The following is a 26,884-nucleotide window of genomic DNA, read 5'->3' on the forward strand; positions in this document are numbered from 1 at the left end:
AAATTCCGAAACCCCATTTGCGAAAGCAGATGGGGTTTTGTTTTGGGCGCTCGAAAAGTATGAGCGAGCGCCTGCCAGTCGCCTTCAATGCTAAAGTCCATCCCTCGATTTTGCTTTTCCCAAGGAAGCCGTTATGCCGGATGCGATGTCCCTCAGCCCTGGATTCATGGTGGTTCACGGCAATCGCCTGGATGAGCTGCGCAGCCTGGTAGTCAGTTGGATGCGTCGTTATCCCCTGGCTCCCCTGGAAAACGAAATCGCCCTGGTGCAAAGCAATGGCATTGCCCAATGGTTAAAGCTGGCTTTGGCCGAAGACCCCGAAGATGACGATATGGGTGGCTGCGGCATTGCGGCAGCCATCGACGTTCAGCTCCCCGGTAGCTTTATGTGGCAGCTCTATCGCATGGTCCTGGGCCGCGATGAAATTCCGCCCAAGTCCCTGCTGGATAAAGCCCCGCTGACCTGGCGACTTATGCGCCTGCTCCCCGAACTGATCGATCAGCCACATTTCGAGCCGCTGCAACGCTTCCTGACCCACGACACGGACCTGCGCAAACGCTACCAACTGGCAGAGCGCCTGGCCGACCTGTTCGACCAATACCAGGTCTATCGCGCCGACTGGCTGGAAGACTGGGCCGCCGGTCGCCACCAACTGCGTAACGGCCGAGGCGACTCCAAACCCTTGAGCCCAGCGAACTGCTGGCAAGCCGAGCTATGGCGTGCGTTGCTGCTGGATGTCGGAGAGGAGGGCATGGCGCAGAGCCGTGCCGGCGTTCACCTGCGATTTATCGAACGCATCAACAAGCTCGAAAAAGCACCGATTGGCCTACCCTCCCGAGTGATTGTTTTTGGCATTTCTTCCCTGCCCGCCCAAGCGTTGGAAGCCCTCGCCGGCCTGGCCCGTTTCAGCCAGGTTCTACTTTGCGTGCATAACCCTTGTCGCCATCATTGGTCTGACATTGTTGCCGACAAAGATCTGCTAAGGAGCGAATACAAACGCCAGGCACGCAAAGCGGGGATGCCCGTCACCATCGACCCGCAGGTACTGCACCAACACGCCCATCCGCTGCTCGCCGCCTGGGGCAAACAGGGGCGTGACTACATCAACTTGCTGGACAGCTACGATGACCCCAGCAGCTACCGCTCGGCTTTTCGCGATGGTCGCATCGACCTGTTCAGTGACAGCGCCCCCACCACGCTGCTGAACCAACTCCAGGACGATATCCTGGAGTTGCGCCCACTCAACGAAACCCGTGAACACTGGCCGGCCATCAACCTGGAGCAGGACACCTCAATCCGCTTCCACATTGCCCACAGTGCCCAAAGAGAAGTGGAAATCCTCCACGACCAGCTACTCCAGCGTTTCAGCGACAACCCTGCGTTGCGTCCACGGGATGTCATCGTCATGGTCCCGGACGTCGACAGCTACGCTCCGCACATTCGCGCGGTTTTCGGCCAGCTTGAAAAAAGCGACCCCCGCTTCATCCCCTTCACGCTCACCGACCAAGGTCAACGCGGACGCGACCCGCTGCTGATCGCTGTCGAACACCTGCTCAAACTCCCCGACAGCCGTTTCCCGGTCAGCGAAATCCTCGATCTGCTGGATGTCCCAGCCCTGCGCGAACGTTTCGCCATCAAGGAACGCGACCTGCCTACCTTGCACCGCTGGATCGAAGGCGCGGGCATTCGCTGGGGACTTAACGCCGAACAGCGCGCCGGCCTCGGCTTGCCGGGGGAGCTTGAACAAAACAGCTGGCGTTTCGGTCTACGCCGCATGCTCCTGGGTTACGCAGTCGGCACCGGACTGGCCTGTGAAGGTATCGAACCTTACGACGAAATCGGTGGCCTCGACGCGGCCCTGATCGGTCCGCTGGTTGCATTGCTCGACGCACTGCACAGCGCCCACCAAACCCTGTCCATGCCTGCCGTACCCACAGAGTGGGGCGAGCGCCTGCAAGACCTGATGCAACTGTTTTTCCTCCCCAGCAACGAGCACGATGACTACCTGTTGGGCCAGCTTGAACAACTGCGGGAAACCTGGCTGGAAACCTGCGAGTCCGTCGGCCTGTACGACGAGTTACCACTGACCGTCGTCCGTGAGGCATGGTTGGCCGGCCTTGACCAAGGTCGCCTGTCTCAGCGCTTTCTCGCCGGAGCTGTCAATTTTTGCACCCTGATGCCGATGCGCGCGATCCCGTTCAAGCTGGTCTGCCTGCTGGGGATGAACGACGGCGACTACCCCCGTGCCCAGCCGCCACTGGATTTCGACCTGATGGGCAGTGACTACCGCCCTGGCGACCGCTCCCGCCGCGAAGACGACCGCTACTTGCTGCTCGAGGCCCTGCTTTCGGCCCGCGACCAGCTCTACATCAGTTGGGTCGGCCGCAGCATCCGCGACAACAGCGACCGCCCAGCCTCGGTGCTGATCGGCCAACTGCGCGACCACCTCGCCAGCGGCTGGCACACCGCTAACGATGAGCTGTTGCTGGAGGCCATGACTCAGGAACACCCGCTTCAACCTTTCAGCGCCCGCTATTTTCACGAAGGCGGCAAACTATTCAGCTACGCCCGTGAATGGCAGTTGCTCCACGAAACCCACGACGACCTCGCCGATATCGGTACCCTGACGCCCTACCTCCAGGAAGATCCCCTGAGCCTCGGCCAGTTACAAGACTTCCTGCGTAACCCGGTCAAACACTTCTTTAGCCAGCGCCTCAAGGTGTTTTTCGACGCCGCCGAAGTGCCCTTGGCCGATGAAGAGCCTTTCGTCCTTGATGCCTTGCAACGCTATAGCTTGAGCGACAGCCTGCTCGCCGCCGCGTTAACCGAACCCGAGAACCCCGACGAAGCCCTCAATGCCCAAGCTCTGCGCCTACAAGCCAGTGGCTTGCTGCCGATGGTCGGTTTCGGCGAATGCCTGCGCAACGAACTTATCGAGCCCTTGCCCGACTTGCTGCAACGCTATCAGCAACTCCTGGCCCTTTGGCCTACACCCCACAACAGCGCCGAACCGATCAGTTTTGCGCATCAGGGTATTGCGCTGGAAGGCTGGATCAGCGGCCTGCACCGGCGCAGCGACAGCGGCCTTCTAAGCGTCACCACCATCCCCAACAGTATTGGCTCGATCAAGACCCGCAAGTGGCATCGCCTGATTCGCCCCTGGGTCAATCACTTGGTGGCCTGCGCCTGTGGCCTGCCATTGAGTACCGGCCTGGTGGCCAGCGATGACACCCTCCTGCTGTCCCCGCTGGAACAAAATACGGCGCAAGAGCTATTGAGCAATCTGCTCCTCGCCTGGAAAACCGGCATGAGCGAACCGTTGCCCGTCGCCGTCAAAACGGCCTTCGCCTGGCTCGGCCAAACCGATCCGGACAAGGCTCAGGCTGCCGCCCGCAAAGCCTACGAAGGCGACGGCCAAACGACCGATGGCGAACGCCGTGAAAGCCCCGCGCTCACCCGACAATTTCGCGATTACGCTGCCTTGGTGGCGAGCGAAGATTTCGAAGGCTGGTGCGAAACCCTGTATCGACCGTTGATCAACGCCCCCTGGCGATCACTGAGCAGTGAGGAGGCAGGCGTATGAGCAGCACAAAACCCCTGGCCCTGGCCTTCCCGCTAAAAGGCAGCCAACTGATCGAGGCCAGCGCTGGCACCGGCAAGACCTTTACCATTTCGGCGCTATACCTGCGCCTGGTACTGGGCCACGGCGGCGAAGCATCTGGCTTTGGCCGTGAACTGCTGCCGCCACAAATCCTCGTCGTGACCTTCACCGACGCAGCCACCAAAGAGCTGCGCGAACGCATCCGCACACGTCTGGCGGAAGCTGCACGTTTTTTCCGCGACGAAATCGAAAAGCCTGATGCCCTGATCGACGAGCTGCGCGACCAATACAGTCCCGAACAATGGCCAGGCTGCGCTAACCGCCTGGACATCGCCGCCCAGTGGATGGACGAGGCGGCCGTTTCGACCATCCACAGTTGGTGCCAGCGCATGTTGCGCGAACACGCCTTCGACAGCGGCAGCCTGTTTACCCAGACCCTGGAAACCGACCACAGCGACCTGCTGGGCGAAGTGCTGCGCGACTACTGGCGCCTGTTCTGCTATCCGATGCACGACGATGCATTGAACTGGGTGCGCAACAACTGGGGCGGCCCCGCGGCCTTGATGCCCCGCGTGCGCGCCCTGTTTGGCAGCGAGCGGCCCACCGATGAACAACGCGCCCCCGCTGAACTGATCAACGCTTGCCTGCAAGAGCGCCGCCAAGCGTTGGTCGACCTCAAGGCCCCCTGGCAGCAGTGGGCCATCGAACTGCGGGACATCTGCCTGCAAGCCGTCGCCGCTAAAGCCGTCGATGGCCGCAAGATGCAGGCTCGTTACTTCGAACCCTGGTTTGAAAAGATCAGCGTTTGGGCCGCCGACGAGTCCCTGGAACAACTGGACATCGGCACCGGTTTCACCCGCCTGACCCCCGACGGCATGGCCGAAGCCTGGAAGGGCGATGCGCCGCACCACCCTGGCCTCGACGCCATGGCTGGTCTGAAAGCCAGTCTCGACGCCCTGCCAACCCCCGATGCCGCAGTTCTGCAACATGCCGCCGGCTGGGTGAGCAAACGCTTCGAAGAAGAAAAACGCCGTCGCGCCGAAATGGGCTTCGACGACATGCTTATTCGCCTCGACGCCGCCCTGCAAGCCGAGGGTGGCGAACGCCTGGCGAGTGTTATTCGCGAGCAGTTTCCAGTCGCACTGATCGACGAATTCCAGGACACCGACCCGGTGCAGTACCGCATCTTCGAGAGCATCTACCGCATCGAAGACAACAACCCCGAAAGTGGCCTGTTCCTGATCGGTGATCCGAAGCAGGCGATCTATGCTTTCCGTGGCGCCGATATCTACACCTACCTGCGGGCACGCCAGGCCACGTTTGGACGTTTGCACACCCTGGGCACTAACTTCCGCTCCAGCCACGCCATGGTGGAAGCGGTAAACCATGTGTTCCAGCGTGCGGAACAAGGCCGCGGTGCGTTCCTGTTCCGTGAGCCAGACGGCACAAATCCGGTGCCGTTCTATCCGGTATCGTCCCAAGGCCGAAAAGAGCAACTACAGGTCAACGGCCAAACGCTGCCAGCCCTGAACATCTGGCACCTGCCCGGCGACCAGCCGATCTCCGGTGTGCTCTATCGCCAGCAGATGGCCGCCGCCTGTGCCAGCCAAATCGTCGCGTTGCTCAACGGCGGCCAGCAAGGCAGCGCCGGATTCGTCAAAGACGATACCTTCGCAGGCGTGCTGCCCTCCAACATTGCCATCCTCGTCCGCGACGGCAAGGAAGCCCAGGCTGTGCGCTTTGAACTGGCCGCCCGTGGTGTGCGCAGCGTGTACCTGTCCGACAAGGATTCAGTGTTCGCCGCCCAAGAGGCCCACGACCTGCTGGCCTGGCTCAAGGCCTGTGCCGAACCAGACGTCGAGCGCCCGCTGCGCGCCGCCCTGGCCTGCGTCACCCTCAACCTGTCGCTGTCCGAACTTGAACAACTGAACCAGGATGAATTGGCCTGGGAAAAACGTGTCATGCAGTTCCGCGACTATCGCAGCATCTGGCGCACCCAAGGCGTGCTGCCGATGCTGCGGCGTCTGCTGCACGACTTCAAGTTGCCGCAAACCCTGATCGCCCACAGTGACGGCGAGCGGGTGTTGACCAACCTGTTGCACCTCTCTGAACTGCTCCAGCAAGCGGCAGCCGAACTGGACGGCGAACAGGCCCTGATCCGTCATCTGGCCGAGCATCTGGCGTTGTCGGGACAGGCCGGCGAAGAGCAGATACTGCGCCTGGAAAGCGATGAGCAACTGGTCAAGGTGGTGACCATCCACAAATCCAAGGGCCTGGAATACGACTTGGTTTTCCTGCCGTTTATCTGCTCGGCCAAGCCTGTGGACGGAAGTCGCCTGCCGCTGCATTACCACGATGGAAACGGCAAACCCCAAGTGAGCCTCAGGCCGACCGCCGAGTTGATCGCTCAAGCCGACGACGAACGTCTGGCTGAAGATTTGCGTTTGTTTTACGTGGCGCTGACAAGGGCAAAACATGCCTGCTGGCTCGGCGTCGCCGACCTTAAGCGCGGCAATAACAACAGCTCGGTGCTGCACCTGTCGGCGTTGGGTTATCTGCTCGGTGGCGGTGCCTCTTTGAATGAGTCCGCAGGCCTGGCCCGCTGGCTCCTCGATTTGCAGGAAGGCTGCCCGGCGCTGCACTACGCACACATGCCCGAAGCCGACGCTATTGCGTTCCTCCCCCCGCGCAACGAAGCCAAGTTGCTCGCGCCCCTGCTGCCTAAACGCAAGGCCGCCGAAAACTGGTGGATCGCCTCCTACAGTGCCCTGCGCATCGGCGAAAGCATGAGCGCCGCCAGCCTCGAAGCGCCAGAAAACCCACAGGCCCAGAAGCTGTTCGACGACGAACGCCTGGACCCGGACGCCCCGCGCGAAGTACCGGCGTCCGGCGGTGATATTCACCGTTTTCCACGGGGCCCCAATCCAGGGACCTTTCTCCATGGCCTGCTGGAATGGGCCGGCGGTGAAAGCTTTACCGCCAGCCCAGACGCCATCGAAGACGCGGTCGCCCGTCGTTGCAACCGGCGCGGCTGGGAAGGTTGGATTGGCACTCTGAGCGGCTGGCTGCAACACCTGCAGCAAGAACCATTGCGCCTGGGCAACGGCCAGCCGCCGGTAACGCTGAGCGGCTTGCAGCACTACCAGATCGAAATGGAGTTCTGGTTCGCCAGCCACAAGGTCGACGTGCTCGCCCTCGACCAACTGGTGTGCCAATACACCCATGACGGCGTGTCCCGTGTGGCCGCCGAACCGGTGTTACTCAATGGCATGTTCAAAGGCTTTATCGACCTGACCTTCGAACATGAAGGCCGCTACTACGTGGCAGATTACAAATCCAACTGGCTCGGCCCCGACGACAGCGTCTACACACTGCAGGCTATGGAACTGTCGATCCTTGATCATCGCTATGACCTGCAATACGTCCTTTACCTGCTGGCCCTTCACCGCCAACTCAAGGCGCGGTTAAAAGACTACGACTACGACCGCCACGTCGGTGGCGCGCTCTACCTGTTCCTGCGCGGCACCCGGGCTGCCAGCCAGGGTGTGTATTTCACCCGGCCACCGCGAGAACTGATCGAGCGCCTGGACTTGCTGTTTCAAGGCAAACCGCAACCATCCAAGGTCGAGCCCGCCTGGGAACAAGGAGTTTTGTTATGAGCCTGTCGACCTTACCGCTTGAGGAATTGACGCCCCTCAGTCGCGCTGCCGACCTGGTGATGCTGCTTGAGCGTTGGGTTGAGCGCGGCTGGTTGCGGGCGTTGGACAAGGCCTTCGTCGGCTTTCTCCACGAACTCGACCCGCAGGCCGACCCCTTGGTGTTGCTGGCCGCTGCGTTGACCAGCCACCAGTTGGGCCATGGCCATGTCTGCCTGGACCTGTTTGAAACACTGAAGGCGCCGGACTTCGCCCTGTCCCTGCCACCGGAAGGCGACCTGCAAACTGGCGCCATGTTGCTGCCTTCGCAGTTACTCGACGGCCTGGACGGCGGCCCCTGGTGCCACGCCCTGGCCGCCAGCAATTTGGTGGCGCTGGCCGTCGATGGCAGTGACGCGGCACAAAGCCGGCCATTGGTGCTGTCGGGCAAACGTCTGTATTTACGCCGTTACTGGACCTATGAACGGCGTATCGACAACGCGTTGCGCCGCCGGCTTGCTACCCGGGAAGCGGTCGCGGCGGACCTGCCCCAGCGCTTGAATACTCTGTTTGAGCAAGCCCCGCCGGATGGTGTGGTCGATTGGCAAAAGCTCGCCTGTGCGCTGGCCACTCGCGGTGCGTTCAGCATCGTCACCGGCGGCCCCGGCACCGGCAAAACCACTACGGTGGTGCGACTGCTCGCGTTGCTGCAGGCGCCGGCAGTGGAAAAAGGCACCGCGTTGCGTATTCGGCTGGCAGCACCCACCGGCAAGGCCGCCGCGCGCCTGACCGAATCCATCAGCCAGCAGGTCCGCTCCCTGAAAGTGGACGACAAGGTACGAGAGAAAATTCCTGCCGAGGTCACCACCGTTCACCGCCTGTTGGGCAGTCGTCCCGGCACCCGGCACTTCCGCCATCACGCTGGTAATCCCTTGCCCCTGGATGTGCTGGTAGTCGACGAAGCCTCGATGATCGACCTGGAAATGATGGCCAACCTGCTGGACGCCTTGGCGCCCCATGCGCGGCTGGTATTGCTGGGTGACAAGGATCAACTGGCGTCCGTTGAGGCCGGTGCGGTCCTTGGTGATTTGTGCCGCGATGCCGAAGCCGGTTGGTACAGCCCGCCAACCCGGCAGTGGCTGGAAAGTGTCAGCGGAGAAAATCTGGGCGCCAGCGGCTTGCAGGAGGACCTCGACGGCTCTCATCCCCTGGCGCAACAAGTAGTGATGCTGCGCTACTCCCGGCGTTTCGGCGAAGGCAGCGGCATCGGTCAACTGGCGCGCTGGGTCAACCAGCAAAATGCCGAAGAAGCCCGCAAACTGTTGACTGCCCGCAGTCACGCCGACTTGTTTTGTGTCAGCCTCAAGGGTGAGCACGATCGCGCCCTGGAACGCCTGGTGCTGGACGGGCAGGGCGAGGGCGCCCACGGTTATCGCTATTACCTGAACCTGTTGCAAACCCTGCGCCCGTCTCCCGACACGCCGCGAGATGACCCCCGCTGGACCGACTGGGCCCGCCAACTCTTGCAAGCCTTCGATGCTTTCCAACTGCTGTGCGCGGTGCGTAAAGGGCCGTGGGGTGTTGAAGGCCTCAACCAGCGCATCACCGCCGCGCTGTTCAAGGCCCGCCTGATCGACGGCGAGCAGCAATGGTACGAAGGTCGCCCGGTATTGATGACCCGCAACGACTACGGGCTGGGCCTGATGAACGGCGACATCGGCATCGCCTTGAAACTGCCCGAAAGCGACGGAGGGCCTCAGGTGCTGCGAGTGGCCTTCCCGCGCAACGATGGTCAGGGCGGCGTACGTTTCGTGCTGCCCAGCCGGCTCAATGATGTGGAAACCGTCTACGCCATGACCGTACACAAATCCCAGGGCTCGGAATTTACCCACACCGCGTTGATCCTGCCGGATGCCTTGAACCCGGTTCTGACCAAGGAGCTGATCTACACCGGCATCACCCGCGCCAAGGACTGGTTCAGTCTGATCGAACCCCGTGGCGGCGTCTTCGAAGAGGCGGTACGACGCAAGGTGAAGCGCTTGAGCGGACTGATGTTGGAACTGGGGGCTTGAGCGGCAAAAAAACTGACCGAAGGGTTATGGTTTGATTCTGATCCATGCGTCTGATTTTTCTGAAGAAATGGCAAAATCCCCCGAGGTGTCGCCTCGCGGGCTTTTCTGTCGATGTGCTATCGTTGCGGCATCATCCCGAGAAGATCAAAGAGAATCGCTGCATGAACGTGGCTGTCTCGCCCACAGAGCGTAGTTTGAGCTGGAGACGAATGCTGCTGGCCGTACTTTGCGTCCTCGCGCCCCTCGCTTATGCCCAGCCGCCCAGCCCATCTGGCATGGCCGATCAAAGGGCCAGCGCCGTGACGCAAGTGGTGCTCGGGATTCTCAGCTATGCCCGCTGGCCCGTGGAGCCTGCGCAACTGCGCCTGTGCATCGTCGGGCCCACCCAATACACCGATGACCTGGTCAAGGGCACGACCCAGGCCACCGGCCGACCGGTGGTGGTGCAGCGCCTGCTGGCCGACCATCCGGACATCGCCAATGCCTGCGACGCGGTGTACATCGGCAAGTTGACCGGTGATGAACGTAGCCGCCTGTTCGCCTCATTGACCGGCCATCCTGTACTCAGCATCAGCGAAGGTGGCGACCAATGCACCGTGGGCAGCCTGTTTTGCCTGCGGGTCGGCGATGAGCAAGTATCGTTTGAGGTCAACCTCGACTCTGTCGCCCGTAGCGGCGTGCGCATTCATCCCAGCGTGTTGCAGCTATCCCGCCGCCGGGCGCCGGAGTCATGACGCCGGTTAAAACCCCTGCGCGCCCAACCCTGCGCTCGGTCCTTGGCCGAGGGCACCTGAGTGTCGCGTTGGTGGCGGTGGCCATGGCCAGCGTATCCCTGACCCTGCTTGGCGTGCTGGCGCTACGGGTCTACGCCGACCATAACCTGCACCTGATCGCCCGCTCCATCAACTACACCGTGGAAGCGGCAGTGGTGTTCGATGACAGCACCGCCGCCAATGAAGCCTTGTCCATGATCGCAGCCACTGAAGAGATCGCAGAAGCTCAAGTGCTGGACGCCAATGGCAAGCAGTTGGCCCATTGGGTGCGCCCGGAAACCGGCATGCTGTCCACGGTCGAATTGGAGCTGGCCCACGCGTTATTGGAACAGCCCATCAGCCAGCCAATCATCCACCAGGGCCAGACCATCGGCAGCGTCCAGGTGAGCGGTCATGGCGGCAGCCTGTTGCGCTTTTTACTCAGCGGCCTGGCCGGGATTATTGTCTGCACCGCCCTCAGCGCCTGGGTCGCGCTGTACCTGGCGCGGCGGATGCTGCGGGGCATCACCGGCCCCTTGCACAGCCTTGCCGAAGTGGCCCACGCTGCCCGCAGCGAGCGAGCGTTTGACCGCCGTGTGCCGCCGGCGCAAATTGCCGAACTCGACAGCCTGGGCAATGACTTCAATGCTTTGCTCGACGAACTGGAAGCCTGGCAAACCCACCTGCAAAGCGAAAACGAAACCCTCGCTCACCAGGCCTCCCACGACAGCCTGACCGGTCTGCCCAATCGGGCCTTCTTCGAAGGGCGGCTGATCCGTGCCTTGCGCAGCGCCTCCAAACTCAACGAGCGAGTAGCGGTGCTGTTCCTCGACAGCGATCGCTTCAAGGACATCAACGACAACTTCGGCCACGCAGCCGGCGACGCGGTGCTGGTGGCAGTGGCTGCGCGGGTTCGTGCGCAGTTGCGTGAAGACGACCTTGTGGCGCGACTGGGGGGAGACGAGTTCGCCATCCTGCTTTCGCCCCTGCACAAGCTTGAAGATGCCCAGCGCATCGCCGACAAGATCATCGCCAGCATGGACACGCCGATCCAGCTGCCCGGCAATACCCAGGTGTTGACCTCTCTGAGCATCGGCATCGCCGTTTACCCCGATCATGGCGCCACACCCGGCGCCCTGCTCAATGCCGCCGACGCGGCGATGTATCAAGCCAAACGCCTTTCCCTGGGAGGCCAGCAAACGGCGGAGCCAGAGCCCCTAGCCGCCAATATTCAACACAGGAGTTGATCCCTTGTTCTCTACTGCACGTGTTTTATTTATCACCCTGCTTGTGGCGTTGCTGGCCCTGAGCGGCTGCCAGACAGCCCCGCCCAAAGGCCTGAGCCCGGCGCAGATCGCTGTGCTTAAACAGCAAGGTTTCGAACTGACCGACGAAGGCTGGGCTTTCGGCCTGTCGAGCAAAGTGCTGTTTGGCAGTGATGTCGAGTCGTTGAATAAACCCAGCACCGAGATTGTTGAACGCATCGGCAAGGCCCTGCTGGACGTAGGCATCGAACGCGTACGCGTCGACGGCCACACCGACGCCTCAGGCAAGGAAACCTACAACCAGCAACTGTCCCTGCGCCGGGCGAAAAGCGTCGGCAAGGTGTTGACTGGTGTGGGTATGAAGGAAGAAAACGTGCAACTGCGCGGCTTGGGCAGCAGCGAACCGGTGGTGCCTAACACCACGGCGGCTGGCCGCACCGAGAATCGACGGGTGTCGATTGTGGTGATTGCGGATTAAACAGGCCCCCGGTCAGATCCAATGTGGAATGCGGTCAGTGTGGGAGCCGGGCCTGCCCGCGACGTCGCGTAAGCACTCACCGACTAATCCGCAAACACCATCTCCCGGGTTTCCCCCATCAGCAACGGCCGGTTCTGCTCAGTCACCTCGCGGATGTAATCCCATAGCAACGTAATCCGCTTCAACTTGCGCAAATCCTCGCGGCAGTACATCCAGAACTGCCGCGTAATATTGATCTCCTCCCCAAGCACGGGCAGCAACCGTGCATCCTGCGCCGCCAGAAAACACGGCAAGATCGCCAACGACCTTCCCTGCTGCGCCGCCACGTACTGGGCTATCACGCTGGTACTGCGCAAGCTGGCGCTGGCGCCGGGTACCACATTGGCCAGGTACAGCAGCTCCGAACTGAACGCCAGGTCATCGACATAGCTGATAAACGGATGATCGGCCAAATCTGCCGGGCGGTGGATGGGTGGGTGTTGATCGAGATATTCCTGGGTCGCGTACAGCTGCAACTTGTAGTCACACAGCTTGCAGCACACATAAGGCCCATGTTCCGGCCGTTCCAGGGCGATGACGATATCGGCCTCGCGCTTAGACAGGCTGATGAAGTGGGGCAGGGGCAAGATATCCACCGAGATCGCCGGGTAGGTGTCGACGAAGTGGCTCAATTGCGGGGTGACAAAGAAGCTGCCAAAACCTTCGGTGCAGCCCATGCGCACATGCCCGGATAGCGCCACGCCAGAGCCGGAAACCTGTTCGCAGGCCATGTGCAGGGTGCTTTCGATGGATTCGGCGTACCCCAGCAATCGCTGGCCTTCGGTGGTCAGGACGAAACCGTTGGTCCGGGATTTTTCAAACAGCAGCGTGCCCAGCGACCCTTCAAGGGAACTGATGCGCCGCGACACGGTGGTGTAGTCCACCGCCAGGCGTTTGGCGGCGACGCTGGCCTTGCGGGTACGGGCCACTTCGAGGAAAAACTTCAGGTCATCCCAGTTCAGGGCGCCGAGGGAGGTGATGTTTTTTTGCATATTGGACCGGCTTTTATGTGCGTTCTTATTAGAAGTTTGCACATCTATACTCCAAAAACAGTCCGAACGCCTCATCCTCAAGGCGGTTCATGCGCCTTGTCTCTGCATAACTACAAGATCTGGAGACCACAATGAACGCATCGCTTACGTCTGCCGACACCGCCGTAAAACAGGCCAAACTGTTGATCAATGGCGAATGGGTCGAGTCCAAGACCACCCAATGGCAAGACATCGTAAACCCGGCGACCCAGCAAGTACTGGCCCGTGTGCCCTTTGCTACCCCGCAAGAAGTTAACGCCGCCATCGACGCCGCCCATCGCGCCTTCCAGACCTGGAAACTGACGCCGATCGGTGCGCGCATGCGCATCATGCTCAAGCTGCAAGCGCTGATCCGCGAACACTCCAAGCGCATCGCCGTGGTCCTCAGCGCCGAGCAGGGCAAGACCATTGCCGACGCTGAAGGCGATATTTTCCGTGGCCTGGAAGTGGTTGAGCACGCTTGCTCCATCGGCACCCTGCAAATGGGCGAATTCGCTGAAAACGTTGCTGGCGGTGTCGATACCTACACCCTGCGCCAGCCCATCGGCGTGTGCGCCGGCATTACCCCGTTCAACTTCCCGGCAATGATTCCGCTGTGGATGTTCCCGATGGCCATCGCCTGCGGTAACACCTTTGTGCTCAAACCGTCGGAACAGGACCCATTGTCGACCCTGCTGCTGGTGGAGCTGGCGCTGGAAGCCGGCGTGCCGCCTGGCGTGCTTAACGTGGTTCACGGTGGCAAGGACGTAGTGGATGCGCTCTGTACCCATAAAGACATCAAGGCCGTGTCCTTCGTCGGCTCGACCGCTGTCGGTACTCACGTCTATGACCTGGCCGGCAAACACGGTAAACGCGTGCAATCGATGATGGGCGCCAAGAACCACGCTGTGGTGCTGCCGGACGCCAATCGCGAGCAAACCCTCAACGCCCTGGTAGGTGCCGGTTTCGGTGCAGCCGGCCAGCGTTGCATGGCCACTTCCGTGGTGGTGCTGGTAGGTGCGGCCAAACAATGGCTGCCGGACCTCAAGACCCTGGCGCAAAAGCTCAAAGTGAATGCCGGCAGCGAAGCGGGTACCGATGTTGGCCCGGTGATTTCCAAGCGCGCCAAGGCACGTATCCTCGACTTGATCGAAAGCGGCGTGAAAGAAGGCGCCAAGCTGGAATTGGACGGTCGCGACATCAAGGTGCCGGGTTTCGAACAAGGCAACTTCATCGGCCCAACCCTGTTCTCGGGCGTGACCACCGATATGCAGATCTACACCCAGGAAATTTTCGGCCCGGTGCTGGTGGTACTGGAAGTCGACACCCTCGACCAAGCCATCGCCATGGTCAACGCCAATCCGTTCGGCAACGGCACCGGCCTGTTCACCCAGAGCGGTGCGGCGGCGCGTAAATTCCAGAGCGAGATCGACGTCGGCCAGGTCGGCATCAACATCCCGATTCCGGTGCCAGTCCCGATCTTCAGCTTCACCGGTTCCCGTGGCTCGAAACTCGGTGACCTGGGCCCGTACGGCAAGCAAGTGGTGCAGTTCTACACCCAGACCAAAACCGTCACCAGCCGCTGGTTCGACGATGACAGCGTCAACGATGGCGTCAACACCACCATCAACCTGCGCTGATCGAGGAGACGACCATGAAGATTGCATTTATCGGCCTGGGCAACATGGGCGCGCCCATGGCCCGCAACCTGATCAAGGCCGGCCACGCGCTTAACCTGTTCGACCTGAACCAAACCGTGCTCGCCGAACTGGCTGAGCTCGGTGGCAGCATCAGCGCCTCACCGCGTGACGCCGCCCAAGGCGTCGAGTTGGTCATTACGATGCTCCCGGCTGCCGCTCATGTGCGCAGCGTCTGGCTCGGTGAAGACGGCGTACTCGCTGGCATCGGCAAAGGCGTACCGGCGGTAGATTGCAGCACCATCGATCCGCAGACCGCCCGCGACGTGGCCGCTGCTGCGGTCAAGCACGGCGTGACCATGGCCGATGCACCGGTTTCCGGCGGCACCGGCGGTGCCCAGGCCGGGACCCTGACTTTTATGGTTGGCGCCACCCCGGAACTGTTCGCCACCCTGCAACCGGTACTGGTGCAGATGGGCCGTAACATCGTCCACTGCGGCGAAGTCGGCACCGGGCAAATCGCCAAGATCTGCAACAACCTGCTGTTGGGCATCACCATGGTCGGCGTCAGCGAAGCCATGGCCCTGGGCGATGCGCTGGGGATCGACACCCAGGTGCTGGCCGGGATCATCAACAGCTCCACCGGGCGCTGCTGGAGTTCGGACACCTACAACCCGTGGCCGGGCATTATCGAAACCGCACCGTCGTCCCGGGGTTATACCGGTGGTTTTGGTGCGGAGTTGATGCTCAAGGATTTGGGACTGGCGACTGAAGCCGCCCGCCAGGCCCACCAGCCGGTGATCCTCGGCGCCGTGGCCCAGCAGTTGTATCAGGCGATGAGCCAGCGTGGTGAAGGGGGCAAGGACTTCTCGGCGATCATCAACAGCTATCGCAAACCCCAATAGAGGATTTCCCGAGACTGTGGCGATCGGGCTTGCCCGCTCGCCACAATGGGTGTTTGCTGATCAGGCAAATACAAAATACTTACGCACAGTCTCGACCACTTCCCACGTGCCCTTCATACCCGGCTCAACCACAAAAATATCACCGGCCTTCAAATGAATCGGCTCCTGTCCGTCAGGGGTGATGATGCAGTAGCCTTCACGAAAATCGCAGTATTCCCACTTCACGTACTCAACCCGCCATTTACCCGGGGTGCAGATCCAGGTGCCCATGATCTTGCTGCCGTCTTCGCTGGTGTAGGCGTTGAGGTTGACGGTGTGCGGGTCACCTTCGAGTTTTTCCCATTTGCAGGCATCCAGCACCGGCAGGGGGTGGGTATCGCGCAGGACGGTGATTGGCTTGGACATGATGACTCCGAGGCAGGAAGGGAAGTGCGAACCCTATCGCCTTGGGCTGCTGGCCAATGGTCTGAACTCGACATCGGGATGCCCAGAAGCGCAGGCGCGAAATTTGAAACATCCAATCACTAATCAGCCATTTCCTCGCAGTAAGTGCGAAAGATTTCCCGCTATGCGCTGGAATTCGCAAGAATATTTACAGCTGGCCCTCGTATCATTCACCCAGGAACGACCGAGAGCCTTTTGAATGAATCCAATAAAAACGTGGTGGGACATCAGCCCGCCCTTGAGCACAGCGACCCCGACCTGGCCTGGGGATACGCCATTTCAGGAAGAGCGGGTCTGGCAGTACGGCCCCGAATGCCCGGTGAATGTCGGGCGCATCACCCTTTCGCCTCACACCGGTGCCCATGTCGATGCGCCGTTGCATTACAGCGCTGATGGCGCGCCCATCGGCGAAGTGTCTTTGGATGTGTACATGGGGCCGTGCCGGGTGCTGCATTGCCTGGACAGCGGCGCGCTGGTGCAGCCGCAGCAGTTGGAGGGCCGCCTGGAAAATGTGCCTGAACGTGTTCTGCTGCGCACTTATCAACAGGCGCCGCTGACCACCTGGGATTCGAATTTCACCGCCGTCGCCAAGGAAACCGTCGAGTTGCTGGCCAGCCTCGGCGTGCGCCTGATTGGTATCGATACCCCGTCGCTCGACCCACAGCAATCCAAAACCATGGATTCCCACAACGCCGTCGCCCGTCACGGCATGGCAATTCTTGAAGGCATCGTCCTCGACGACGTGCCGGAGGGCGATTACGAGTTGATCGCGCTGCCGCTGCGTTTTGCCAACCTCGATGCCAGCCCGGTACGAGCAATCCTCCGTCCGCTCAAGGAGCCCACGCGATGAGCCAGTGTCCTTTCTCCCCTGATTACCAGCCGCCGGAAGAATGGCATAACGCCGAGCTGAATTTTTCCGAGTCCATGAGCTACGGCGACTACCTGGACCTGGGCAAAGTGCTCAGCGCCCAGCACCCACTGTCGCCGGACCACAACGAGATGCTGTTCATCATCCAGCACCAGACCTCGGAGCTGTGGATGAAACTGATGCTCCACGAACTCAAGGCCGCCCGCGAACACGTGCGCCTGGGCGAGTTGCCGCCGGCATTCAAGATGCTGGCGCGGGTGTCGCGGATCTTCGATCAATTGGTGCATGCCTGGGCCGTGTTGGCGACCATGACACCGTCGGAGTACAAGTCGATCCGCCCGTACCTGGGCCAGTCGTCCGGCTTCCAGTCGTTCCAGTACCGGGAAATCGAATTTATTCTCGGCAACAAAAGTGCGGCGCTGTTGCGGCCTCACGCTCATCGCCCGGAGTTGTTGCAGGAGTTGCAAGTGGCGATAGCCACGCCGTCGCTGTATGACGAAGCGATCAACTTGATGGCCAAGGCCGGCTTGGCGATTGATCCCCAGCGCGCCGAACGCGATCCGACGGCGGCCACGGTTCACGACGCGTCCGTGGAGGCGGCTTGGCGTGAGGTCTATCGCGATCCGAGCCGTTATTGGGACTTGTATCAGTTGGCCGAAAAATTCATCGACCTTGAAGACTCCTTCCGCCAATGGCGCTTTCGCCACGTCACCACGGTGGAGCGGATCATCGGCTTCCAGCCCGGCACCGGCGGCACCGAAGGCGTCGGCTACCTGCGCAAGATGCTCGACACTGTGCTGTTTCCCGAGCTGTGGCGGGTGCGTTCCACGCTGTAACCTGCGCCCAACAAAAAGCCCCGGCATTCATCGAATGCCGGGGCTTTTTATCAACCTTCAGAAGGTTATTGCGCCGTAGCCACAGCCTTGGCGTTGTTCATGCGCAACCGGTACGCCACATAGATAATTCCCACCCACACCGGAATCGCATACACCGACGCCCGCACACCCGGGATCGCCAGCATCACGCAGATGATCATCAGCATAAACGCCAGGCACAGGTAGTTGCTGAACGGGAACCAGAAGGTCTTGAACGACGGCACCACGCCTTGCTCACTCATGGCCTTGCGGAACTTGATGTGGGTCAGGCTGATCAGCGCCCAGTTGATCATCAGCGAGGCAACCACCAGCGCGAACAACAACTCCAGCGCGTTATGGGGTGCGACGTAGTTGATCACCACGCACAGCAGCGTCACCAAGGCCGAAATGCCCAGGGCCCGCAATGGCACGCCTTGTTTGTTGAGCTTCATGAACGCCTTGGGTGCATCGCCCTGTTCGGCCAGGCCGAAGAGCATGCGGCTGTTGCAGTACACGCCGCTGTTGTACACCGACAGCGCGGCGGTCAGCACCACGAAGTTGAGGATGTGCGCGGCGGTGTCGTTGCCGATCAACGAGAAGATCTGCACAAACGGGCTGCCGCTGTAGGCATCGCCGGACGCGCCGAGGGTTTGCAGCAGTTGATCCCACGGGTACAACGACAGCAGCACGGTCAGTGCGCCGACGTAGAAAATCAGGATCCGGTACACCACCTGGTTAATCGCCTTGGGGATCACCTTGCGCGGCTCGCTGGCCTCGGCGGCAGTAATACCCACCAACTCCAGGCCACCGAACGAGAACATGATGAATGCCATGGACATCAACAGCCCCATGCCGCCATTGGGGAAGAAGCCGCCGTGGTCCCACAGGTTACTCACCGAGGCTTGCGGGCCGCCAGTGCCGCTGAACAGCAGGTAGCAACCGAGCAGAATCATGCCGATGATCGCCACTACCTTGATGATCGCGAACCAGAATTCGGTCTCGCCGAAGAACTTCACGTTCAGGGTGTTGATCAGGTTGACCGCGATAAAGAACACCACCGCGCTGGCCCAGGTCGGAATCTCCGGCCACCAGAACTGGATGTACTTGCCTACCGCCGTCAGCTCGGCCATGCCCACCAGTACGTAGAGTACCCAGTAGTTCCAGCCCGCCAGGAAGCCCGGATAGCCGCCCCAGTACTTGTGGGCAAAGTGGCTGAAGGAGCCCGCTACCGGTTCTTCAACGATCATCTCGCCCAGCTGGCGCATGATCAGAAACGCGATGAACCCGGCTATCGCATAGCCGAGGATCATCGACGGCCCCGCCGACTTGAGCACCCCGGCCGAACCGAGGAACAAGCCCGTGCCAATCGCCCCACCCAAGGCAATCAGCTGAATATGCCGGTTCTTCAGGCCGCGTTTGAGGCCTACCGGGTTAACCATGTCATCCGCCATTAACATTCCCTTCTACTTGTTTTTTTCAGGGTTGATCGCACGCTGAATCAGCCCCTCACACCTGCTGAGGGGTCAGATATTACTCTCGGTAAACTTTTCGTAATACAGCTGAACGCCATCAAGTGCCTGATCCAACAGCCATTGCTTGATGGATTCGACCATCGGAGGGGGACCGCAGACGTACATATCCGCCGAACTGTCCCGCAATTGTGCCAAATCGAAATGCTCGGTGAGGTAGCCGCGCTTACCGGCCCAGTCGGGCGGCGGGTCGCTGAGCACTTCGGTATAGCGGAAACCTGGGATTTTTTCGGCGTAGGTGTTGATGCGCTCGGCTTCGCACAAATCGGCGGCACCGCGTACGCCGTAATAGAGATGCACCGGTTGAGCGCAACCGCGTTCGGCTAGCTCATCGAGCATGCCCAGCAGCGCCGACAACCCGGTGCCACCGGCTACCAGCACCAGTGGCTGGGTGACATGCCTTAAATAGAACGCCCCCAGCGGCGCCTCCAGCAGCAGTTCATCGCCGACCTGGCAGCGTTCGCGGATGTAATTGCTCATCACACCATCGGGCAACAGGCGGATCAGAAACTGCAACTGATTGCCGGGGCGGTTGGCGAAGGAATAGGAGCGTTGGCTGTCCGTGCCGGGAATCGACAGCCGCGCATATTGGCCTGGCAGAAAATCCAATGTCTGGTCTAGCTGCAGATACAGGATCGCCGTGCTGGCCGAGACCTGTTGCACGTTGCTGACCGTGCTGCGGACCTGCAGCGGTCCCGGCGCATTGCACAGGCTCGAATCAAAATCGAAATAAAACGCCGCATCGGATTTGACCCGAGTCTGGCAACTGAGCATCTTGCGTTGCTGCAGGTCGAGGCTGGAGAGGGCTTCCTCGTCCACATAGTCCTGGCTGTAATCGCCAGACTCGCAGCGACCCTGGCAGGTGCCGCAGACACCTTCGCGACAATCCAGCGGAATCTTGATGCCATTGCGCAACGCTGCATCCAGCAGGATTTCATTGGCGCCCACCGGAAAAAACAACGTCTTGCCGTCGGCAAAACTGAAGGCCACTTTGTGATTCATCCACCGTTCTCCATGGATTGGGTAATACCTGTAGGAGCGAGCTTGCTCGCGAAAAACGTTAACGATGACGCGGGCATCCTGAATGCATGCGGCGCCCTTGGGTTTTTCGCGAGCAAGCTCGCTCCTACAGTTGAGGGTTAGAGGTGGTAGAAATCGAGCACCGAGTTGATGGTGTCGTTGAGCAGCAGCGCATGCTTGCGCGTGATCAGCCAACTGTCGCCATGGGGCTTGAGGCTGTAGGTGGCGTGGCCATAGAACTGCTCCGAGGTGGCCAGCCGATAAAACAACGTGTGCCAGTTCAACCGCACTTCCAGCACGCCGTCTGGCTGCTCGGCAATGCGCACGTTGTTGATCAAATGCAAGGTGCGCGGCATCGGTGTGGCAGACGCCGCCTTGCCGGTGCGCAGGCGAAACACTCGGTCTTCCAGGCCCGAGCGGTTGGCGTAATAGATCAGCGACATCTCGCGCTTGGGGTCGCGGGTGTAGACGTGCTCCGAGTCCCATTGCGGCAGGTGAAATTCGCTCTGCGGGTCGAACAACTGCACATAGGCGTCCCAGTCCTGGGCGTCGCACAGCTCGGATTTGCGGTAGAAGAACTGCTCGATCTGGTATTGCAGTTGCGCATTCATCATCACACCTCACGCAGTTTCAGGGATTGCTGGTCGAGACCGTCCAGCAAAAACTTCTGCCAGTTGCGGTGCTGGTTGACATACAGCCCTTCGTGGGTGAATTCGGTGCCGGTCATGGCTGGCTGGATACCGATGGTTTCGCTGTTGGGGGTAGGCCCGTTTTCCCAGCGATGGCTGCCACGGGAGATATCGCTCCAGCGCTCCAGGCGGCCCTGGAAACCACGCTGGGCTTCGCGAAATTCCACCAGGTCGTCCGGGGTGCCCATGCCGGACACGTTAAAGAAATCTTCAAACTGGCGAATACGGTTTTCCCGGTCGGCGTCGGATTCGTTCTTCACTCCCAGGCACTGGCTGATGATCTCGGTCTTGTTCCAGGCCAGCGGGCGGATGATCCGCAGCTGCGAGCTGATTTGGTCGAGGAAGAACAGGCTCGGGTAGATGTTCAGGTTGCGCAGGCGATGCATCATCCACTCGGCCTTGTCCTGGCCATGCTCTTCCACCAGGCGCGGCATGATGGTGGCGTAGCCGGAGCGCACCGTCGGGTTGGGCATGTCGCTGAACAGCAGGCTGTGGCCGTTGTTGAACGCGAACCAGCCATCATCGGTATTGGCATCGCCGGCGCCGAGCTTGCTGTAGTCCAGCGTGGTGCCTACGCCTGCGCCGTTTTCCGTGTTGACCTGCTGGCGATGCTGCACCGTGGCCACGTAGTTATAGTGCACGGTGCTGACGTGGTAACCGTCCAGGCCGTTTTCGTTTTGCAGCTTCCAGTTGCCATCGTAGGTGTAGGCAGATTTGCCGGGCAGCACTTCCAGTTCACCAGTGGCGGACTGGGCGACCATCATGTCAAAGAACACTTTGGCGTCGCCGAGAAAGTCTTCCAGGCTGTCGGTGCCATTCACATCCAGGCTGATAAACACGAACCCCTTGTAGCTCTCGATCCGCGCTTTTTTCAGCCCGCGGGTGGCCTTGTCGAAGCCTTCCGGGTATTCCCCTGGGGCTTTGACCTTCACCAGCCGGCCATCGCTTTTGTAGCACCAGGCGTGGAAGGGGCAGGTGAACGTCGACTGGTTACCCTTGCCGACCCGGGTCAGGGTGGTGCCGCGATGCTGGCAGGCGTTGATCAGCGCATTGAGCTGGCCGTCGCCGTCACGGGTGATGATCATCGGCTGGCGCCCGGCGCGCATCGTCACGAAGTCGTGGTGGTTAGCCAATTCGCTTTCGTGGCAGGCGTAGATCCAGTTTTTTTCGAAGATCAGTTCCATCTCCAGTTCGAACAGTTCCGGCTCGGTGAACATAGCCCGGGCAATGCGGAACACTTCGTCCACCGGGCGAAAATCCAGGCAGCCTTCGATAAACGTTTTCCACTGCTCGACGCTTCTTGCACCACTCATGGGAGGCACCTTTTTGATAATGGCTAATCGGGTAGGCCATTAAGAGGCTGCGAAGGGGCGGCGGGCTATCCGGTTAATGGGGGAAGGTGGGCCGGATAGTTGGGCAAGAAATACCCACTGCAGTGCAGGGCGGTGGCGTAATGCGCTACTGTCTTGCAGGGCAATTGTCGGAAAAGTCTGCTTGTTATCCACATAGTCGACGGTTGCTATCCACCCAGTGGCAATGCCGCTGGCGTGGCGCAGAACTTGCTCTCTTCCACTAGAGAGCTCAGCCAAGACGCGCCGTCAGAGCGCGCAGGCCACAACCGCCGTGGGTGCCCGTGATGACTAGCAATACACGCGATATATGTATCGAGCGCTTCGACCTTGAAGGCGCCCGCAGCTGGATGTCCGGTATTTGCGGGCCGCACCGGCTGGAGACGGCGACGCCGGAGCGCATCCGCTTCCACCACAGTGCCAATGTGTTCAAGTCCCGCGCCACGACGCTGGGGATTATTGAATACGGCACCGACGTCACCATCGACATCGAAGACGCCGAGCACTTCAGCAGCTACAGCCTCAGTCTGCCTCTGGTGGGCGAGCAGGAACTGAGCAAGAACGGCGAGCGGCTCAGTTCCAACCGCGACCAAGGCGTGATCATCTCGCCCAATGAGCACCAGGTGCTGGCGATCTCTGGCGACTGCCGCAAGCTGCAAGTAGTGATCACTCGTGCGGCCATGAGCGAATCCCTGGAAGGCCTGTTGCAACGGCCGATTGAAGCGCCTTTGCAGTTCGAGTCGGTGATGGACGCGGTGGAGGGCGCCTCGGCGTCCTGGTGGCGCATGGCGCGTTACTTCATCGCGGAGCTGGAACGCAGCAGCGAACTGTATGACCAGGCGGCCTTTACGCGGGATTTGGAAAGCTCGCTGATCAAGGGCCTGATCCTCGCCCAGCCGAACAACTATTCCGAAGAGCTGCGGGACGTGCTGGGGGTGAAGCTGCCGCACTATTTAATTCGCGCCCGCCAGTACATCCACGACAACGCCCGGGAGGCGGTGCATCTGGAAGACCTTGAAACGGCCGCCGGAGTGTCGCGATTCAAGCTGTTCGATGCGTTCAGGAAGTACTTCGCCCTGTCGCCCATGGCCTATCTGAAGAAATATCGCTTGGGTGCCGTGCGCCAGGAAATCCTTGAGCACGGCTCAACCCGAACCATTTCTGAAATCGCCCTGGGCTGGGGCTTTACCCACTTGGGGCGATTCTCTGCCGAGTACCGCAAGCTGTTCGATGAGTCTCCCAGCCAAACCCTGCAACGTAACGACGCCCGGCGCATGCGTGGCTAGATCAACTCTTCCACCAGTTGCAGGCAATGACTGAGCCCCGGCGACTGGTCATTGACCCGCCGGCTGAGAATGATCGGCGAGGTGGCGTTGGCCTCCACAATCGACGTGTAGCCGATATCCGCACGGTGCAGCATTTGCACCGAAGCCGGCACCAGCGTCACGCCCATACCGGCACCCACCAGGCCGATGGCGGTCTGCAATTCATTGGTCCACTGCGCCACCGTGAGGCTCAAGCCATGGGCATCGAACAGCGCGAGCACATGGTCGGCGTAACTGGGGCGCGGGTTGCCGGGGTAGAGCACGAACGGCTCCTCGGCCAATTGCGCAAGGGTCGCCGGGGCGCCCAGCAGCGGGTGGCCGGCTGGCAATACGGCCACCAACCGATCCTCCACCAACACCCGCTGCACAATTGCCGGATCATCGATACGAATCCGCCCGAACCCCACATCAATCCGCCCGGCCTTGAGGGCTTCGACTTGTTGCAGGGTGGTCATCTCCGACAATCCCAACTCCAGCTCCAGCCCATCGTGGCTACGCAGGCGACGAATCAAATCAGGCAGCACGCCATACAGCGTCGACGGCGCAAAACCGATGCCCAGCCAGGTCTTTTCGCCAAGGCCAATACGCCGGGTGTTGTCGCAGACCTTGCCCAGTTGTTCCAGCAACACATTGGCGTGTTCATAGAAAAACCGTCCGGCTTCGGTCAGCCGCAGGGGGCGACCGCGTTCCAGCAACACCACACCCAACTCTTCCTCCAATTGCTGGATCTGCCGGCTCAACGGCGGCTGGGCGATGTGCAGGCGTTCGGCTGCGCGGGTGAAGTTCAGGGTTTCTCCCAGCACCTGGAAGTAACGTAAATGGCGAAGCTCCATTGGGACTCCTTTCATACCTTAAGGGTATCGTTCGAGACTAATTCTATATTGGAAGCCATTAAAGATGCGGGACAGAATCGGGCCAAATCTATAAAGAACCCAGTGGGTATTACCATGCCGATTTGTACCATCGAGTCGATCGAGACCATCATTGTCGACCTCCCCACCATCCGCCCGCACAAACTGGCGATGCACACGATGCAGAACCAGACCCTGGTGATCATCCGCGTGCGCTGCGCCGACGGCATCGAAGGCATCGGCGAGGCCACCACCATTGGTGGCTTGAGCTACGGCAATGAAAGCCCCGACAGCATCAAGACCAACATCGACAAACATTTCGCTCCGCTGTTGATCGGCCAGGACGCCAGCAACATCAACGCGGCCATGTTGCGTCTGGAGCGCAGCATTCGCGGCAATACCTTTGCCAAGTCCGGCATCGAAAGCGCCTTGCTCGATGCCCTCGGCAAACGCCTGAACTTACCGGTCAGTGAACTGCTTGGCGGCCGGGTGCGCGATGCCTTGCCGGTGGCCTGGACTCTGGCCAGCGGCAACACCGAAAAGGATATTGCCGAAGCCGAGAAAATGCTCGATCTGCGCCGCCACCGTATTTTCAAATTGAAGATCGGAGCGGGTGAAGTCAGTCACGACCTGGCCCACGTCATCGCCATCAAAAAAGCCCTGGGTGACCGCGCAAGCGTCAGGGTCGATGTCAACCAGGCCTGGGATGAAGCCGTGGCCCTGCGCGCCTGCAAGGTGCTGGGGGACAACGGCATCGACCTGATCGAGCAGCCGATCTCGCGCCATAACCGCAGTGGCATGGTTCGTCTAAACCTGTCGAGCCCGGCGCCGATCATGGCCGACGAATCTATCGAATGTGTCGAGGACGCCTTCAACCTGGCCCGCGAAGGCGCGGCTTCGGTGTTTGCCCTGAAGATCGCCAAAAACGGCGGCCCGCGTGCGGTGTTGCGCACGGCGGCGATTGCCGAGGCGGCAGGCATCGGCCTGTACGGCGGCACCATGCTCGAAGGTGGCATCGGCACGCTGGCCTCGGCCCATGCCTTCCTCACGCTGAACAAGCTGGCGTGGGACACCGAGCTGTTCGGCCCGCTGCTGCTCACCGAAGACATCCTCAGCGAGCCGCTGGTGTACCGCGATTTCCACCTGCATGTCTCGACCGCGCCGGGCCTGGGCCTGGCCATCGATGAGGAGCGCTTGGCGTTCTTCCGTCGCGATAAACACTAAGAGGAACCTGCCATGTTGTTCCACGTAAAAATGACCGTGAACCTGCCTGTCGACATGAACCCCGAGCGTGCCACCGCCCTCAAGGCCGAGGAAAAAGCCCTGGCCCAGCGTCTGCAACAAGCGGGTAAGTGGCGCCACCTGTGGCGCATCGCCGGGCTGTACGCCAACTACAGCGTGTTCGATGTCGATAGCGTGCAAGAACTGCACGACCTATTGATGCAACTGCCGCTTTATCCCTACATGGCCATTGAGGTGAATGCCCTGTGCCGGCATCCGTCGTCGATCCATGAGGATGATCGCTGAGTCTGTTTTTCCAACTAATAATTACAAGATGAGGATTGCACCATGTCCATCCGACTGTCCCAAACTGCCCACGCCCAACAGTTTCTCGAAGAAGCCAGCGGCCACCACCATGACGGCGGCAACCCACGGGCCAAGGCGCTGATTTACCGAATCCTGCGCGACACGGTAAACATCATCGAAGACCTGGAAGTGACCCCGGAAGAGTTTTGGACGGCGGTCAACTACCTCAACGAACTGGGCAAGAACCAGGAAGCCGGACTGCTCGCCGCCGGCCTTGGGCTGGAGCATTACCTGGACCTGTTGATGGATGCAGCGGACGAAGAAGCCGGCAAGTCCGGCGGTACACCACGCACCATCGAAGGCCCGCTGTATGTCGCTGGTGCGCCGCTGTCCAAGTTTGAGGCGCGACTGGATGACGGACTGGACCCAGGCGTGCCGCTGTTCATGCAGGGCCAGGTCCGTGACACCGATGGCAAGCCATTGGCGGGGGCGATTGTCGATGTGTGGCAAGCCAATACGGGCGGCACCTATTCGTGGTTCGACGGCACTCAAACGGAGTTCAATTTGCGTCGCCGCATCGAGACCGATGCCCAGGGCAACTACCGCTTTCGCAGCATCGTGCCGTCGGGTTACGGCTGCCCGCCGAGCGGTCCTACGCAGCAGTTGCTGGACCAGTTGGGGCGCCATGGCCAGCGGCCGGCGCATATTCACTTCTTCATTTCGGCGCCGGGTTATCGGCACCTGACCACGCAGATCAACCTGTCGGATGATCCGTACCTGCATGATGATTTTGCCTACGCGACGCGCGATGAGTTGATTGCCGAGATTAGCTTCAGCGATGACCAGGGTCTGGCGCGGGAGTTTGGGGTAGAAGGGCGGTTTGCGCAGATTGATTTTGACTTTGAGTTACAGCCGGCAGCGGCGCCGGTGGAGCAGAAACGCATGCAGCGGGTTCGAGCGCTGGAAGACTAAACCCCCACACCCTTTGTAGGAACGAGCTTGCTCGCGAAGGTATTTCAGGCGCATCGCTGCGG

At 60.7% G+C, this 26,884-nt stretch carries 21 protein-coding genes; 14 read left to right on the forward strand and 7 right to left on the reverse strand.

Going from position 1 to position 26,884, the window contains the following annotated elements:
* Positions 1-133 precede the first annotated feature (133 nt).
* The 6 genes from recC (at position 134) to yfiB (ending at position 11,803) form a co-directional block, all read left to right on the forward strand.
* Positions 134-3,583, forward strand: coding sequence for an exodeoxyribonuclease V subunit gamma (gene recC, locus ACZRJ6_RS22145; RefSeq protein ID WP_463970113.1), 3,450 nt, complete (start codon positions 134-136; stop codon positions 3,581-3,583).
* Positions 3,580-7,260, forward strand: coding sequence for an exodeoxyribonuclease V subunit beta (gene recB, locus ACZRJ6_RS22150; RefSeq protein WP_463970114.1), 3,681 nt, complete (start codon positions 3,580-3,582; stop codon positions 7,258-7,260). Before recC ends, recB begins: the two co-directional genes overlap by 4 nt.
* Positions 7,257-9,308, forward strand: coding sequence for an exodeoxyribonuclease V subunit alpha (recD, locus tag ACZRJ6_RS22155; protein WP_463970115.1), 2,052 nt, complete (start codon positions 7,257-7,259; stop codon positions 9,306-9,308). Before recB ends, recD begins: the two co-directional genes overlap by 4 nt.
* A 161-nt stretch (positions 9,309-9,469) precedes the next feature.
* Entirely contained in the window at positions 9,470-10,042 is a 573-nt protein-coding gene (gene yfiR / locus ACZRJ6_RS22160; protein ID WP_463970116.1) for a regulatory sequestration protein YfiR, read from the forward strand.
* The gene (dgcN, locus tag ACZRJ6_RS22165; protein WP_463970117.1) at positions 10,039-11,307 is read left to right on the forward strand and encodes a diguanylate cyclase DgcN/YfiN; all 1,269 of its coding nucleotides are present in this window, start codon (positions 10,039-10,041) and stop codon (positions 11,305-11,307) included. Before yfiR ends, dgcN begins: the two co-directional genes overlap by 4 nt.
* Before the next feature lie 4 nt (positions 11,308-11,311).
* Entirely contained in the window at positions 11,312-11,803 is a 492-nt protein-coding gene (yfiB, locus tag ACZRJ6_RS22170) for an outer membrane lipoprotein YfiB (RefSeq protein WP_463970118.1), read from the forward strand.
* Positions 11,804-11,886: 83 nt separating this feature from the next.
* Here the strand turns inward: yfiB and ACZRJ6_RS22175 are convergent, their stop codons facing one another.
* A complete protein-coding gene (locus ACZRJ6_RS22175) occupies positions 11,887-12,834 on the reverse strand; it encodes a LysR family transcriptional regulator (protein WP_463970119.1) in 948 nt (315 codons plus the stop codon).
* Positions 12,835-12,965: 131 nt separating this feature from the next.
* Here ACZRJ6_RS22175 and ACZRJ6_RS22180 point away from each other — a divergent pair, with 131 nt between their 5' ends.
* Both ACZRJ6_RS22180 and mmsB read left to right on the forward strand, forming a co-directional pair.
* Positions 12,966-14,492 (forward strand): CoA-acylating methylmalonate-semialdehyde dehydrogenase, encoded by a 1,527-nt coding sequence (locus tag ACZRJ6_RS22180; RefSeq protein ID WP_463970120.1) that lies wholly within the window; start codon positions 12,966-12,968, stop codon positions 14,490-14,492.
* Positions 14,493-14,506: 14 nt separating this feature from the next.
* Positions 14,507-15,394 (forward strand): 3-hydroxyisobutyrate dehydrogenase, encoded by an 888-nt coding sequence (gene mmsB, locus ACZRJ6_RS22185; RefSeq protein WP_463970121.1) that lies wholly within the window; start codon positions 14,507-14,509, stop codon positions 15,392-15,394.
* 60 nt (positions 15,395-15,454) lie between these two features.
* Here mmsB and ACZRJ6_RS22190 read toward each other — a convergent pair whose 3' ends face one another.
* Positions 15,455-15,799, reverse strand: coding sequence for a cupin domain-containing protein (locus tag ACZRJ6_RS22190; RefSeq protein ID WP_133103650.1), 345 nt, complete (start codon positions 15,797-15,799; stop codon positions 15,455-15,457).
* A gap of 238 nt (positions 15,800-16,037) precedes the next feature.
* On the opposite strand from ACZRJ6_RS22190, the gene kynB reads away from it, so the two are divergent.
* Positions 16,038-16,688 carry an arylformamidase gene (gene kynB, locus ACZRJ6_RS22195; RefSeq protein WP_463970122.1) on the forward strand — a complete coding sequence of 217 codons (651 nt, stop codon included), beginning with the start codon at positions 16,038-16,040 and terminating at the stop codon, positions 16,686-16,688.
* Positions 16,685-17,542, forward strand: a complete 858-nt coding sequence (gene kynA, locus ACZRJ6_RS22200) for a tryptophan 2,3-dioxygenase (RefSeq protein ID WP_463970123.1) — start codon at positions 16,685-16,687, stop codon at positions 17,540-17,542. The genes kynB and kynA overlap by 4 nt, the downstream gene beginning before the upstream one ends.
* Before the next feature lie 65 nt (positions 17,543-17,607).
* Here kynA and ACZRJ6_RS22205 read toward each other — a convergent pair whose 3' ends face one another.
* The 4 genes from ACZRJ6_RS22205 to antA all read right to left on the reverse strand — a co-directional run bounded on the left by ACZRJ6_RS22205 (position 17,608) and on the right by antA (position 22,111).
* The gene (locus ACZRJ6_RS22205; RefSeq protein ID WP_463970124.1) at positions 17,608-19,011 is read right to left on the reverse strand and encodes an amino acid permease; all 1,404 of its coding nucleotides are present in this window, start codon (positions 19,009-19,011) and stop codon (positions 17,608-17,610) included.
* Positions 19,012-19,083: 72 nt separating this feature from the next.
* Positions 19,084-20,091 carry an anthranilate 1,2-dioxygenase electron transfer component AntC gene (gene antC, locus ACZRJ6_RS22210; protein WP_463970125.1) on the reverse strand — a complete coding sequence of 336 codons (1,008 nt, stop codon included), beginning with the start codon at positions 20,089-20,091 and terminating at the stop codon, positions 19,084-19,086.
* A 137-nt stretch (positions 20,092-20,228) separates the two neighbouring features.
* Positions 20,229-20,720 (reverse strand): anthranilate 1,2-dioxygenase small subunit, encoded by a 492-nt coding sequence (antB, locus tag ACZRJ6_RS22215; protein ID WP_463970126.1) that lies wholly within the window; start codon positions 20,718-20,720, stop codon positions 20,229-20,231.
* Between the two features lie 2 nt (positions 20,721-20,722).
* A complete protein-coding gene (gene antA, locus ACZRJ6_RS22220; protein WP_463970127.1) occupies positions 20,723-22,111 on the reverse strand; it encodes an anthranilate 1,2-dioxygenase large subunit in 1,389 nt (462 codons plus the stop codon).
* Between the two features lie 323 nt (positions 22,112-22,434).
* On the opposite strand from antA, the gene ACZRJ6_RS22225 reads away from it, so the two are divergent.
* Complete coding sequence (locus ACZRJ6_RS22225; protein WP_350616854.1) at positions 22,435-23,433, forward strand: AraC family transcriptional regulator; 999 nt, start codon at positions 22,435-22,437, stop codon at positions 23,431-23,433.
* On the opposite strand, the gene ACZRJ6_RS22230 is transcribed toward ACZRJ6_RS22225, so the two are convergent.
* Positions 23,430-24,305, reverse strand: a complete 876-nt coding sequence (locus ACZRJ6_RS22230; RefSeq protein ID WP_463970128.1) for a LysR family transcriptional regulator — start codon at positions 24,303-24,305, stop codon at positions 23,430-23,432. The genes ACZRJ6_RS22225 and ACZRJ6_RS22230 overlap by 4 nt on opposite strands.
* 114 nt (positions 24,306-24,419) lie before the next feature.
* Here ACZRJ6_RS22230 and ACZRJ6_RS22235 point away from each other — a divergent pair, with 114 nt between their 5' ends.
* The 3 genes from ACZRJ6_RS22235 to catA are packed head-to-tail and all read left to right on the forward strand — an operon-like array spanning position 24,420 to position 26,822.
* Positions 24,420-25,547, forward strand: a complete 1,128-nt coding sequence (locus ACZRJ6_RS22235) for a muconate cycloisomerase family protein (RefSeq protein ID WP_463970129.1) — start codon at positions 24,420-24,422, stop codon at positions 25,545-25,547.
* 12 nt (positions 25,548-25,559) lie between these two features.
* A complete protein-coding gene (gene catC, locus ACZRJ6_RS22240; protein ID WP_133103641.1) occupies positions 25,560-25,850 on the forward strand; it encodes a muconolactone Delta-isomerase in 291 nt (96 codons plus the stop codon).
* Between the two features lie 42 nt (positions 25,851-25,892).
* Positions 25,893-26,822, forward strand: a complete 930-nt coding sequence (gene catA / locus ACZRJ6_RS22245) for a catechol 1,2-dioxygenase (RefSeq protein WP_463970130.1) — start codon at positions 25,893-25,895, stop codon at positions 26,820-26,822.
* Positions 26,823-26,884: the final 62 nt, after the last annotated feature.

The organism is Pseudomonas sp. C321, assembly GCF_055407105.1.

Excerpts from the sequence above, each read along its gene's own strand:
- ACZRJ6_RS22190 (WP_133103650.1), bottom strand. The coding sequence starts at position 15,799 with ATGTCCAAGCCAATCACCGTCCTGCGCGATACCCACCCCCTGCCGGTG.
- kynB (WP_463970122.1), top strand. The coding sequence starts at position 16,038 with ATGAATCCAATAAAAACGTGGTGGGACATCAGCCCGCCCTTGAGCACA.
- ACZRJ6_RS22175 (WP_463970119.1), bottom strand. The coding sequence starts at position 12,834 with ATGCAAAAAAACATCACCTCCCTCGGCGCCCTGAACTGGGATGACCTG.
- catA (WP_463970130.1), top strand. The coding sequence starts at position 25,893 with ATGTCCATCCGACTGTCCCAAACTGCCCACGCCCAACAGTTTCTCGAA.
- recC (WP_463970113.1), top strand. The coding sequence starts at position 134 with ATGCCGGATGCGATGTCCCTCAGCCCTGGATTCATGGTGGTTCACGGC.
- antC (WP_463970125.1), bottom strand. The coding sequence starts at position 20,091 with ATGAATCACAAAGTGGCCTTCAGTTTTGCCGACGGCAAGACGTTGTTT.
- antA (WP_463970127.1), bottom strand. The coding sequence starts at position 22,111 with ATGAGTGGTGCAAGAAGCGTCGAGCAGTGGAAAACGTTTATCGAAGGC.
- recB (WP_463970114.1), top strand. The coding sequence starts at position 3,580 with ATGAGCAGCACAAAACCCCTGGCCCTGGCCTTCCCGCTAAAAGGCAGC.
- catC (WP_133103641.1), top strand. The coding sequence starts at position 25,560 with ATGTTGTTCCACGTAAAAATGACCGTGAACCTGCCTGTCGACATGAAC.
- ACZRJ6_RS22180 (WP_463970120.1), top strand. The coding sequence starts at position 12,966 with ATGAACGCATCGCTTACGTCTGCCGACACCGCCGTAAAACAGGCCAAA.
- recD (WP_463970115.1), top strand. The coding sequence starts at position 7,257 with ATGAGCCTGTCGACCTTACCGCTTGAGGAATTGACGCCCCTCAGTCGC.
- dgcN (WP_463970117.1), top strand. The coding sequence starts at position 10,039 with ATGACGCCGGTTAAAACCCCTGCGCGCCCAACCCTGCGCTCGGTCCTT.
- ACZRJ6_RS22235 (WP_463970129.1), top strand. The coding sequence starts at position 24,420 with ATGCCGATTTGTACCATCGAGTCGATCGAGACCATCATTGTCGACCTC.
- ACZRJ6_RS22225 (WP_350616854.1), top strand. The coding sequence starts at position 22,435 with ATGACTAGCAATACACGCGATATATGTATCGAGCGCTTCGACCTTGAA.
- kynA (WP_463970123.1), top strand. The coding sequence starts at position 16,685 with ATGAGCCAGTGTCCTTTCTCCCCTGATTACCAGCCGCCGGAAGAATGG.
- antB (WP_463970126.1), bottom strand. The coding sequence starts at position 20,720 with ATGAATGCGCAACTGCAATACCAGATCGAGCAGTTCTTCTACCGCAAA.
- mmsB (WP_463970121.1), top strand. The coding sequence starts at position 14,507 with ATGAAGATTGCATTTATCGGCCTGGGCAACATGGGCGCGCCCATGGCC.
- ACZRJ6_RS22230 (WP_463970128.1), bottom strand. The coding sequence starts at position 24,305 with ATGGAGCTTCGCCATTTACGTTACTTCCAGGTGCTGGGAGAAACCCTG.
- yfiR (WP_463970116.1), top strand. The coding sequence starts at position 9,470 with ATGAACGTGGCTGTCTCGCCCACAGAGCGTAGTTTGAGCTGGAGACGA.
- ACZRJ6_RS22205 (WP_463970124.1), bottom strand. The coding sequence starts at position 19,011 with ATGGCGGATGACATGGTTAACCCGGTAGGCCTCAAACGCGGCCTGAAG.